The following is an 11,729-nucleotide window of genomic DNA, read 5'->3' as shown; positions in this document are numbered from 1 at the left end:
TCAGGCCACTGATGCCATCCGCCCGGCGGGCGGCGCGGTCGCGTTGTGGTGGATCGGGGTGTGCGCGCCGGTCAGCGGGACGCCGGTGCCGCCGCGCCGGTCGGCGACGATCTCGGCGGCGATGGACAGGGCGGTCTCCTCCGGGGTCCGGGCGCCCAGGTCGAGCCCGATCGGCGACCGCAGCCGGGCCAGTTCGAGTTCGGTGACCCCGGCCTCGCGCAGCCGTTCGTTGCGCTCCAGATGGGTGCGGCGCGAGCCCATCGCGCCGACGTAGGCGGCCGGCAGCTTCAACGCGGCCTCCAGCAGCGGGACATCGAACTTGGCGTCATGGGTGAGCACGCACAGGACGGTGCGGGCGTCCACGACGGTCCTGGCCAGGTAGCGGTGCGGCCACTCGATGACCAGCTCGTCCGCCTCCGGGAACCGTGCCTTCGTGGCGAAGACGGGCCGGGCGTCGCACACCGTGACGTGGTAGCCGAGGAACTTCCCGGCCCGCACCAGCGCGGCGGCGAAGTCTATGGCCCCGAACACGATCATCCGGGGCGGCGGGACGCTGGACTCGACGAGCAGCGTGAGGGGCTGCCCGCAGAGCGAGCCGTCGGCGCCGAGGGTGACGGAGCCGGTGCGGCCCGCGTCCAGCATCGCGCGGGCCTCGGCCGCGACGGTGCGGTCGAGCTCGGGGTGTCCCCCGAGCCCGCCCTCGTGGGCGCCGTCCGGGCGGACCAGCAGGGGCCGGCCGAGGAGTTCGGCGGGCCCCTCGGTGACCCGGGCGACCGCGGCCGCCTCCCCCCGGGCGGCCGTGGCGAGGGCTTCGGCGTACACCGGGCGGGCCGGGTCGTCCGCCCGGACCGGTGTCACCAGGATGTCGATGACGCCGCCGCAGGTCAGGCCGACCGCGAAGGCGTCCTCGTCGCTGTAGCCGAACCGCTCCCGGACGGTGATGCCGTCTTCGAGGGCCTGTTGGCACAGTTCGTACACCGCGCCCTCCACACATCCGCCGGAGACGGAGCCGATCACCGTGCCGTCGCGGTCGACGGCCAGTGCGGCGCCCGGCTGCCTCGGCGCGCTGCCCCCGACGGCCACCACGGTGGCCACCGCGAAATCGCGTCCCTGCCCGGCCCATCGGTCGAGCTCCTCGGCGATGTCCAGCATCTCGGTCTCCTTGACGGATGTGTGAAGGGAGGGCGTCAGCTGACGCCCAGCCAGCTTTCGAGCGGATGGAGCGCGAAGTAGACGATGAAGATCACCGTCAGCCCCCACATGAAGGCCCCGACCTCGCGGGCCCGGCCCTGGGCGACCTTGATCGCGACCCAGGAGATGACGCCTGCCGCCACACCGGTGGTGATGGTGTAGGTGAACGGCATCAGGACCACGGTCAGGAAGACCGGGATGGCGACGGCGCGGTCGCTCCAGTCCACGTGGCGGGCGTTCTGCATCATCATGGCGCCGATCACGACCAGGGCGGCGGAGGCCACCTCGGCCGGCACGATCGCCGTGAGCGGGGTGAAGAAGAGGCAGGCCGCGAAGAAGAGGCCGGTGACGACGGAGGCGAGCCCGGTGCGGGCACCTTCCCCGACCCCGGTCGCGGACTCCACGAAGACCGTCTGCCCGGAGCCGCCGGCGACGCCGCCGATCGCACCGCCCGCGCCGTCGATGAACAGCGCCTTGGACAGGCCCGGCATGCGGCCCTTGTCGTCGGCCAGCTTGGCCTCCGTACCGACGCCGATGATGGTGGCCATCGCGTCGAAGAAGCCTGCCAGCACGAGGGTGAAGACGATGAATCCGACGGTCATCGCGCCGACATCGCCCCAGCCGCCGAACTGGACGTCCCCGAAGAGCGAGAAGTCCGGATTGGAGACCGCGGAGCCCTTGAGCTCGGGCGGGCCGCTGCTCCAGATCTTCGGGTCGACATCGGCGAGCTTGTTGATCACGACGGCGACCACGGTGCCGACGACGATGCCGATGAGGATCGCGCCGGGGATGTTGCGGGCCTGGAGCATGAAGATGAGGAGCAGCGTCACCGCGAAGATGAGGACGGGCCAGCCGGCGAGTTCACCGGCCGGGCCGAGGGTGACCGGGGTGCCGGTGCCCTTGCCCACGAAGCCGGCCTTGTAGAGGCCGATGAGCGCGATGAACAGGCCGATTCCCATGGTGATGCCGTGCTTCAGCGCGAGCGGGATCGCGTTCATGATCAGCTCACGCAGACCGGTGACCACCAGGAGGCAGATCACCAGTCCGTACATCACGCACATGCCCATGGCCTGTGGCCAGGACATGGCGGGGGCGACCTGCGAGGACAGGACGCCGGAGACGCTGAGCCCGGCGGCGAGCGCGAGGGGGACCTTGCCGACGAAACCCATCAGCAGGGTGGTCGCCGCCGCCGCGAGCGCGGTCGCGGTGATCAGTCCCGGCTGGCTGAGGATGTTGCCGTCCACGTCCTTGCCGCCGAGGATGAGTGGATTGAGCAGCAGGATGTATGCCATGGCCATGAAGGTCGTGACTCCGCCGCGCACTTCGCGTGCGACGGTCGATCCGCGCTCGGATATGTGAAAGTACCGGTCGAGCCACGATCTGCCGGCGGGGACGTGCGAGCCGGGGCCCGCTTCCTCCGCGGTGGTCGTGGGCTCCACTGACTGCTGGGTCATGATGCCTGACTCCCAAGGTTCACAGGGGCACCCGCGATGGAGATTCGAAATGCGGGATTTGGGATGACTGCGCGGGCGGCACGACCCGGGGGACGGCCCGAGACGAACTGTTCATGCAGAGTGGATGTACGGGTACTGCTGTCTTCCGGTGGTTCCGGTCAAGAGCCGCGAGCGGTGCGGAGCTCGGTTTCTCCGGGCGGTGCGGGCGGAGGAAGTGTGACGTTCCCTGGAGGCGCGCACCGCCCGGAGAGCTGTGGAGGAGCCCGGGTCAGCTGCCGGTGAGGTGCTCGGGGCGCACCGGCGTCCGGTTGAGCTCCAGTCCGGTCGCGTTCCGGATCGCCGCGAGGACGGCCGGGGTGGACGACAGGGTGGGGGCCTCGCCGATGCCACGGAGCCCGTACGGGGCGTGGTCGTCGGCGAGTTCGAGCACGTCGACCGGGATGGTCGGGGTGTCGAGGATGGTGGGCAGGAGGTAGTCCGTGAAGGAGGGGTTGCGCACCTTCGCGGTCTTCGGGTCGACGATGATCTCCTCCATGACGGCGATGCCCATGCCCTGGAGGGTGCCGCCCTGGATCTGTCCGAGGACGGAGAGCGGGTTGAGCGCCTTGCCGACGTCCTGGGCGCAGGCCAGTTCGATGACCTTGACCAGGCCGAGCTCGGTGTCGACCTCGACGACCGCGCGGTGCGCCGCGAAGGAGTACTGGACGTGGCCGTTGCCCTGTCCGGTACGGAGGTCGAAGGCCTCGGTGGGGCGGTGGCGCCACTCCAGCTCGACGTCGACCGCCTCGTCCTCCAGTACGTCGGACAGGTCGGCCAGCACCTCGCCGCCGTCGGTGACGACCTTGCCGCCCTCCAGGAGGAGTTCGGCGGTGGCCCAGGCGGGGTGGTACGTGCCGAACTTGCGGCGGCCGATCTCCAGGACCTGTTCCCGGACGGCCTCGCAGGAGTTCTTCACGGCGCCGCCGGTGACGTAGGTCTGCCGGGAGGCGGAGGTGGAGCCTGCCGAGCCGACCCGGGTGTCGGCCGGGTGGATGGTGACCTGCGAGACGCCCAGTTCGGTACGGGCGATCTGGGCGTGCACGGTGACACCGCCCTGACCGACCTCCGCCATGGCGGTGTGCACGGTCGCCACGGGTTCGCCGCCGATGACCTCCATGCGGACCCGGGCGGTGGAGTAGTCGTCGAAGCCCTCGGAGAAGCCGACGTTCTTCAGGCCGACCGCGTAGCCGACGCCGCGTACGACGCCTTCGCCGTGGGTGGTGTTGGAGAGTCCGCCGGGCAGTGCGCGGATGTCGGCCTGCTCGCCGGCGCTCTCCCACTGGCGCTCCGGCGGCAGCGGCCTGGCCTTGACCCGGCGCAGCAGTTCGGCGACCGGGGCGGGCGAGTCGACCACCTGGCCGGTCGGCAGCAGGGTGCCCTGCTCCATGGCGTTGAGCTGCCTGAACTCGACCGGGTCCATGCCCAGTTCGGCGGCGACCTTGTCCATCTGCGCCTCGTAGGCGAAGCAGGCCTGGACGGCGCCGAAGCCGCGCATCGCGCCACAGGGCGGGTTGTTGGTGTAGAGCGCGACCGCCTCGATGTCGACGTCGTCGATGACGTACGGGCCGACGGCCAGCGAGGAGGCGTTGCCGACGACGGCCGGGGAGGCGGAGGCGTAGGCGCCGCCGTCCAGCACGATGCGGCACTTCAAGTGGGTGAGCTTGCCGTCACGGGTCGCGCCGTGCTCGTACCAGAGCTTGGCGGGATGGCGGTGGACGTGTCCGAAGAAGGACTCGAAGCGGTTGTAGACGATCTTGACCGGCTTGCCGGTGCGCAGCGCCAGCAGGCAGGCGTGGATCTGCATCGAGAGGTCCTCGCGGCCGCCGAAGGCGCCGCCGACGCCGGAGAGCGTCATGCGGACCTTGTCCTCGGGCAGTCCGAGGACGGGGGCGATCTGGCGGAGGTCGGAGTGCAGCCACTGGGTGGCGACGTACAGGTCGACGCCGCCGTCCTCGGACGGCACGGCGAGACCGGACTCGGGGCCGAGGAAGGCCTGGTCCTGCATGCCGAAGACGTACTCGCCGCTGACCACCACGTCGGCGCGGGCCTTCGCCGCCTCCGCGTCGCCCCGGACGATCGGCTGGCGGTGGACGATGTTGGGGTGCGGTACGTGCCCGATGTGGTGGTCGTCGCGGTTCTCGTGGAGGAGCGGGGCGCCCTCGGCGGTCGCGGAGGCCTCGTCGGTGACGACGGGCAGTTCGCGGTAGTCGATCTTGATCTTGGCGGCGGCTCGGCGGGCCGTCTCCGGGTGGTCGGCGGCGACGAGCGCGACGGGCTCGCCGTGGTGGCGGACCCGGCCGTGGGCGAGGACGGGGGTGTCCTGGATCTCCAGGCCGTAGTTCTTCACCTCGGTCGGCAGGTCGTCGTAGGTGAGCACGGAGTAGACGCCGGAGGTGGCGAGCGCCTCGGAGACGTCGATCGAGACGATCTCGGCGTGCGCGACGGTGGAGCGCAGGGTGTGGCCCCAGAGCATGTCCTCGTGCCACATGTCGGAGGAGTACGCGAACTCGCCGGTGACCTTCAGGATGCCGTCGGGGCGCAGCGTGGACTCGCCGACGCCGCCCTTGGTCCGGGTGCCCTGGTTGATGTTGGTGGGGGAACCGGTAACGCCCATCGTCTAGACCGTCCCTTCCGCGCGGGCGGCCGCCAGGCGGACCGCGTCGAGGATCTTCTCGTAGCCGGTGCAACGGCAGAGGTTGCCGGAGAGCGCCTCGCGGATGTCCGCGTCGGAGGGCTCCGGGGTGCGCTCCAGCAGTTCGTCGGCGGCGACCAGCAGACCGGGGGTGCAGAAGCCGCACTGGACGGCTCCGGCGTCGATGAACGCCTGCTGGATCGGGGAGAGCTCCCCGGTGTCGCGGGTCTCCTCACCGGTCGGCTTGGCCTTCCAGCGCTGCGCCTGGTCGACCGTGGTGCCGCAGGCGCCGGAGGCGCAGCCGGTGCCGGGGTGGGCCTCGGAGCGGTGGGCGGCGAAGTCGGCGAGGCCTTCTACGGTGACGACCTCGCGGCCCTCGACCTGGCCGGCGGCGACCAGACAGGAGCAGACCGGGACCCCGTCGAGGCGGACGGTGCAGGAACCGCACTCGCCCTGCTCGCAGGCGTTCTTGGAACCGGGCAGGCCCATCCGCTCACGCAGCACGTAGAGGAGGGACTCGCCCTCCCAGACGTCGTCGGCCTCGTGCCTGCGGCCGTTGACCGTGAAATTGACGCGCATGATCAGGCAGCTCCTTCGGTGCCGCGGCCGTTGCCGCGGTACGACTCCCAGGTCCAGCCGAGGGTCCGGCGGGCCATGATCCCGACCGCGTGCCTGCGATAGCTCGCGGTGCCGCGCACGTCGTCGATCGGGTTGCAGGCGGCCGCGGCGAGCGTGGCGAACTGCTTGGCGACGGACGGCGTGATGATCGTGCGGCTCTCCCAGAACCCGCCCTCCTCAAGGGCGGCGTTCAGGAATTCCTCGGCCTCCTTGGCCCGTACGGGTGTCGGAGCGGCGGAGCCGATGCCGGTGCGGACCGTGCGGGTCTCGGGGTGCAGGGCCAGGCCGAAGGCGCAGACGGCGATGACCATCGCGTTGCGGGTGCCGACCTTGGAGTACTGCTGGGGCCCGTCGGCCTTCTTGATGTGCACGGCCCGGATCAGCTCGTCCGGTTCGAGTGCGTTGCGCTTGACGCCGGTGTAGAAGGCGTCGATGGGGATCAGCCGGGTGCCTCGGACGGACTCGGCCTCCACCTCCGCGCCCGCGGCGAGCAGCGCGGGGTGCGCGTCCCCGGCGGGCGAGGCGGTGCCCAGGTTGCCGCCGACGCCGCCGCGGTTGCGGATCTGCGGCGAGGCGACGGTGTGCGAGGCGAGCGCCAGTCCCGGCAGCTCGGCCCGCAGGTGCTCCATGATGGCGCTGTACGGGACCGAGGCACCGAGCCGTACGCTCTCCTGGCCCACCTCCCACTCGGACAGCTCACCGATGCGGTTCAGGTCCAGGAGGTACTCGGGCCGCCGGTGGTCGAAGTTGATCTCGACCATCACATCGGTGCCGCCCGCGATGGGCACAGCCGTGGGGTGCTCGGCCTTGGCGGCGAGCGCCTCCTCCCAGCTGGCGGGGCGAAGGAAGTCCATGAGTGGCTCTCTTCTTCTCAATCGGTCGTTCGCTGGGGGCTGGGGACGGCCGGCCCTCGACTTGTTCATGTCTTGTTAACGCGGTGTGTGGCCCAGTACACAAGCCCTGCTCCACCTGGTGCAGTCACCGAAACCATGAAGGAGTTGGCTGGTCCTCGTCCTCGTCTTGTAGATTCGAACGAATGACGGGTCTCTGTGACCTCACCGCAACACCCAGTTTTCACCCGCACCAACGAATGAGATCGGCGGCGACGAGATGCGGCTGCGCGCACTGCTGGACACCGACGCGCTGGGCCTGCGGCTGCTCGGCGGCGACGACGAGCTGGACCGTTCGGTCCGGGGCGTGATGACCACCGACCTGCGGGACCCCAGCCGCTACCTGACGGGCGGCGAGCTGGTGCTGACGGGCCTGGCCTGGCGCCGGGGCGCGGCGGACTCCGAACCCTTCGTACGGATCCTGGCGGGCGCCGGGGTCGCCGGACTCGCGGCGGGCGAGGCGGAGCTCGGTGACATCCCGGACGATCTGGTCGAGGCCTGCCGGCGGCACCGGCTGCCGCTCTTCGCCGTCAACGAGACCGTCGCGTTCGCAACGATCACCGAGTACGTGGTCCGCCAGGTGTCCGGTGAGCGGGCCGGGGACCTGGCGGCGGTCGTCGACCGGCACCGGCGGCTGATGACCTCGGGACCGGCGGGCGGCGGCCCCGAGGTGGTCCTCGATCTGCTCGGCTCCGACCTCGACCTCCAGGCCTGGGTGCTCTCGCCCACCGGCCGGCAGATCGCGGGCGCCGGTGCGCCGCTGCCCGGCCCGGCCGGCGCGGAGCTGGCCGGCCTCCACCTGGCCGCCGTCCGCACCGGCCGCCGCGCCCCCTACCGGGCCGCGATCGGCGGGGTGGCGTATTCGCTCTTCCCGATCCGGAACAACGGCCGGGGTGCCGGTCCGGCCTCCCGCGATGTGCGCGAATCGGTGCTCTCCGACTGGCTGCTCGCCGTCGAGGCCGACGCGAGCGACTGGCCGGCCGCCCGGCTCGACCTGCTCCAGGGCGTCACCCAGCTGATCGCCGTGGAGCGGGACCGGCGGGACGCGGCCCGTACGGTGCGCCGCCGGCTCGCCCAGGAGGTCCTCGAACTGGTCCAGGCCGGTGCCCCGCCCGCCGAGATCGCGGCCAGGCTGCGGGTGGCCGCTCCGGTCCTGCTGCCCGGCCTCGGCGCCGCGCCGCACTGGCAGGTGGTGGTGGCCCGGGTCGACTGGGACGAGCAGGGCGCGCCCGGCTCCACCGGGTCCGGTGTGGCGGGCGGCCCGGTCGCCCAGGCCCTGCTGGAGGAGATCCTCGTCGACCCGGCCGTGACCGGGCCCGACTCCGCGGACCGGATCGCGGTCGCGCACTCCGGCGACGAGGCCGTCGCGCTGGTCCCGCTGCCCGCCGTCGCGCCGCCGGACGCGGGCGAGACGGAGGACGGAGGCAACGCGGATACGGCCAGCGCCTCCCCGGCCTCCGGCTCCGCGGAGGACCCCGCGCTGCACGCCGACGTCCTGCTCGCCGCCGTCCGCGCACCGCTCGCCGCGGGGCTGGCCGACGACGGCCGGCTGACCCTGGGCGTCAGCGCCTCCGTGCACTCGCCCGAGGGGCTGCGCGGCGCGCTGGAGGAGGCCAGGCACGCCCGCCGGGTGGCGGCGGCCCGGCCGGGACGGGTCTGCGCGGCCGGCCACCACGAGCTGGCCTCGCACGTGCTGCTGCTGCCGTTCGTCCCGGACGACGTGCGCCGCGCGTTCACCGCACGGCTGCTCGACCCGTTGCGGGACTACGACCGGCGGCACCGCGCGGAGCTGATCCCGACCCTGGAGTCGTTCCTGGACTGCGACGGTTCCTGGACCCGCTGCGCGGCCCGGCTGCATCTGCACGTCAACACACTGCGCTACCGGATCGGGCGAATCGAGCAGTTGACGGGGCGTGATCTCTCGCGCCTGGAGGACAAGCTCGATTTCTTCCTCGCCCTGCGTATGAGCTGATTCCCCGGTGCTCCCGCGCTCCCCGGCGGCTTCCTGCGGCTTCCGCCGATTGTGAAAAGTTTCACCTGACATTGTCTCGACCTCTTGGCCCGGCGTGCCTTTCCGTGCTGTGATGCGGCCAGACTCAGAGCATCCGGCCCTTGGGGGGTGCGACGCCGCCCCCCAATGGCCGGACGTTCTCCACAGCTCAATGGCGCGCTCGGGGAGGGCAACGTGGCGTATACCGCCATGTCTGGTTCCGGAACGACAGCAGATGACGATCCGCCGCTCCAGACAGCCGTATGGCGGTTGCGGTCACGCGCCTGTTGGACGGACGCCGCGGCACTGCTCGAACACGACGCCGCCACCGATCCGGCCGCGGCGCTCCAGCGGACGGCCCTGCTGACCGAGCGGTGCCTGTACGCGGGACAGGGCTGGACCGAGGCCGAGGACGCGCTGCGCACCGCCGAGGCCCTGGCCCACGACGACGCCGAACGCGGGGCCGCCGCCTGCGAGCGCGGGCACCTCGCCTACGCCTCGACGCTGCTCGGCGTGCGGGACCGGGCCGACGAGGCCCGGGTGGCGCTGAGCCGGGCCGCGGCGCTGCTGTCCCCGGCCGCCGCGGGCCGCCCGCTGCTGGACTTCCGGCGGGGCCTGATCGCCCAGAACATCGCCGACTCCCCGCAGGCCGCCCGCGCCGCGTACCGCAGGGCCCACGCCGGTGCCACCGCGCAGGGCGACGAGCTGCTCCTCTCCTCCACCTGGCGCCATCTCGCCCTGATCGCGCTGCGCGAGGGAGAGCTGGCGGAGGCCAGGCACGGCTTCGCGGAGTCCCTGCGGATAAGGGAGGAGCTGGGCTACCTCGTCGGTACGGCCCCGGCCCTCATCGCGATGGCGGACGCCGAACCGGAGCCGGAGGCGGCGACCCGGCTGCGCGCGGAGGCGGGCAGGCTCTTCCGGCTGCTCGGCGGCGTACCGACCTGGCTGGCCCCGCACATCGACCCGCCGGGACCGGAGGCCGCGGAGGCGAACTGAGGCCGTGCCCGGGGGCCCGGCGGCGGCCGCCGGACTCAGCCCCCGGAACCGGCGAAGTGTTCGCGCACCAGCGACTGCACGACCACCGTGTCCTGGGCGATCAGCGCGTCCAGGAGCGCGGTGTGCTCGGAGGCGTCCGCCAGCAGGTCGGCTCGGCGGGTGACGGGGTTGGTCTCCAGGGGCCACTGGGAGCGGCGGTGCAGCTCGTCGGCCACCGCGACGAGCTGGGCGTTGCCGGAGAGGGCGAGCACCGCACCGTGGAAGGCCCGGTCGGCCTCCGCGTAACTGGCGCGGTCGCCGACGGCCGCCGCCGCCACGGTGGCGTCGGCCAGCGGGCGCAGTGCGCACCAGCCCGCCGGCGGCACGCTGCGGGCGAGCCGCAGCATGACGGGGACCTCGATCAGCGCGCGCACCTCCGCCAGTTCGGCCAGCTCGCGCGGGCCGCGCTCGGAGACCCGGAAGCCCCTGTTGGGCACCACCTCTACGGCCCCTTCGCCGGCCAGCTGCTGCATCGCCTCGCGTACCGGGGTGGCGGAGACCCCGAAGCGGGCGCCGAGGGCCGGGGCGGAGTAGACCTGCCCGGGGATCAGTTCGCCGTCGACGAGGGCGGCGCGCAGGGCGTCCAGGATCTGGCCGCGCACGGAGTGCCGCCGCACCACGGACCGGGGCGGGGGCGGCTCGCCGTGGGTGTGCTCGCCGCGGGCCTGCTCGGGGACCCGGACGGACGAGTGGACGGTCACGGACGCGTACGGCGGCCGCACCTCCTCGCACCCTCTGCCCTGCTCCACGGCTGCCTCCTCGGACCTGCCGGACACGGCTCGCCCGTGCGGTGTCCTTTGTGCACGATAGGCGGAGGAGGCCGCAGTTCAAACATCGATCAGGTCGGGTAAGGTAAGGCTTACCTCTAAACGATCGCGATACGGTGGTCCGCGCATGCCCCTCCCCGCCCTGCTCCCCGCCCCGCTCCCCGCAACGGCGTCCTCGGCCGTGACCGAGGCATACGCGCGTCTGGCCGAGGTCTTCCCGGGGCTCCGCGCCGAGGTGCTCGCGGACGGCCAGTCCGCCCCGGGCGGCGTCGGCTGGGTGGGCGCGCACGAGCTGGCGGCCGGTGGCGGCGCGCTGGACACCTTCCTCGCCTGGGACAACGCGCAGGTCCTGCGGGACTACGGGCAGCAGGCCCGGCCCGACGTGGTCGCCAGCTTCGGACTGCACCGCTACGCCTGGCCGGCCTGTCTGCTGGTGACCGTGCCGTGGTTCCTGCACCGGCGGGTGCCGCGGATCCCGGTCGAGGACGTCGCCTTCCAGCGGGCTTCGGGCCATCTGACCCTCCGGGTGCGGGAGTTCGCCTGCCTGCCCGACGACCCGGCGGCGGCGCTGCCGGGCGCCCGGGTGGTGGCGGACGAGGCCGCGCTGCGCGCCGAGGTCCTCGCCTCCGTGGCCGGACACCTCGGGCCGGTGCTCGACGGGTTCGGGCCGAGGATGCGGCGCGGAAAGCGGGCCCTGTGGGGCATGGCGACGGACGAGGTCGTCGAGGGCCTCTGGTACATCGCCCATCTCCTGGGCGAGGAGCGGCGCGCCATGGCCGAGCTGGAGGCCCTCCTGCCGGGCACCACGAAGCCGTACGTCGGCACGGCGGGCTTCCGTGAACTGACCGGCCCGGACGGCGAGTCACTGCCCACCCGGGACCGGGCGAGCTGCTGCCTCTTCTACACGCTGCGGCCCGAGGACACCTGCGTCACCTGCCCGCGCACCTGCGATGCCGACCGAATCCGGAAGCTGACACCCGCTCCCTGATCCACACCGCCCGCAGGGGTGATGTGAATCGAACGCAACCGCCCTTGCACTGGGGGGCGTTCGACCAGATCGCGGAAATCCACCGGCTCAGCCACCCCATTGGCGTTCACTTGCCCCGAAACGGC

General features: G+C 72.4%; 9 protein-coding genes. 3 read left to right on the top strand and 6 right to left on the bottom strand.

The window, feature by feature from the left end; genetic code table 11:
- From ACIP89_RS18405 to ACIP89_RS18385, 5 genes are all read right to left on the bottom strand, one after another.
- On the bottom strand, nucleotides 1-1,152 hold the full coding sequence (locus tag ACIP89_RS18405) for an XdhC family protein (RefSeq protein ID WP_402115702.1): 1,152 nt from the start codon (nucleotides 1,150-1,152) through the stop codon (nucleotides 1-3).
- Nucleotides 1,153-1,187: 35 nt separating this feature from the next.
- Nucleotides 1,188-2,645, bottom strand: coding sequence for an NCS2 family permease (locus ACIP89_RS18400; RefSeq protein ID WP_401929046.1), 1,458 nt, complete (start codon nucleotides 2,643-2,645; stop codon nucleotides 1,188-1,190).
- 268 nt (nucleotides 2,646-2,913) lie between these two features.
- Complete coding sequence (locus tag ACIP89_RS18395) at nucleotides 2,914-5,298, bottom strand: xanthine dehydrogenase family protein molybdopterin-binding subunit (RefSeq protein ID WP_402115700.1); 2,385 nt, start codon at nucleotides 5,296-5,298, stop codon at nucleotides 2,914-2,916.
- A 3-nt stretch (nucleotides 5,299-5,301) separates the two neighbouring features.
- A complete protein-coding gene (locus tag ACIP89_RS18390) occupies nucleotides 5,302-5,895 on the bottom strand; it encodes a (2Fe-2S)-binding protein (protein WP_401929049.1) in 594 nt (197 codons plus the stop codon).
- A 2-nt stretch (nucleotides 5,896-5,897) separates the two neighbouring features.
- Nucleotides 5,898-6,788 (bottom strand): FAD binding domain-containing protein, encoded by an 891-nt coding sequence (locus ACIP89_RS18385; RefSeq protein ID WP_401929051.1) that lies wholly within the window; start codon nucleotides 6,786-6,788, stop codon nucleotides 5,898-5,900.
- Between the two features lie 256 nt (nucleotides 6,789-7,044).
- On the opposite strand from ACIP89_RS18385, the gene ACIP89_RS18380 reads away from it, so the two are divergent.
- The gene (locus ACIP89_RS18380; RefSeq protein WP_402115699.1) at nucleotides 7,045-8,796 is read left to right on the top strand and encodes a PucR family transcriptional regulator; all 1,752 of its coding nucleotides are present in this window, start codon (nucleotides 7,045-7,047) and stop codon (nucleotides 8,794-8,796) included.
- A 228-nt stretch (nucleotides 8,797-9,024) separates the two neighbouring features.
- Complete coding sequence (locus tag ACIP89_RS18375) at nucleotides 9,025-9,810, top strand: hypothetical protein (RefSeq protein ID WP_371775423.1); 786 nt, start codon at nucleotides 9,025-9,027, stop codon at nucleotides 9,808-9,810.
- A gap of 35 nt (nucleotides 9,811-9,845) precedes the next feature.
- Here the strand turns inward: ACIP89_RS18375 and ACIP89_RS18370 are convergent, their stop codons facing one another.
- Entirely contained in the window at nucleotides 9,846-10,598 is a 753-nt protein-coding gene (locus tag ACIP89_RS18370) for a GntR family transcriptional regulator (protein ID WP_401929054.1), read from the bottom strand.
- Nucleotides 10,599-10,743: 145 nt separating this feature from the next.
- Here ACIP89_RS18370 and ACIP89_RS18365 point away from each other — a divergent pair, with 145 nt between their 5' ends.
- Nucleotides 10,744-11,604, top strand: a complete 861-nt coding sequence (locus ACIP89_RS18365; RefSeq protein WP_402115698.1) for a (2Fe-2S)-binding protein — start codon at nucleotides 10,744-10,746, stop codon at nucleotides 11,602-11,604.
- The last annotated feature ends 125 nt before the right edge of the window (nucleotides 11,605-11,729 follow it).

The sequence above is a fragment of the Streptomyces sp. NPDC088730 genome, from assembly GCF_044751215.1.
GTDB lineage: Bacteria > Actinomycetota > Actinomycetes > Streptomycetales > Streptomycetaceae > Streptomyces.
The sequence above is the reverse complement of the archived record's forward strand: the minus strand, read 5'-3'. Positions and strand labels throughout refer to the sequence as shown.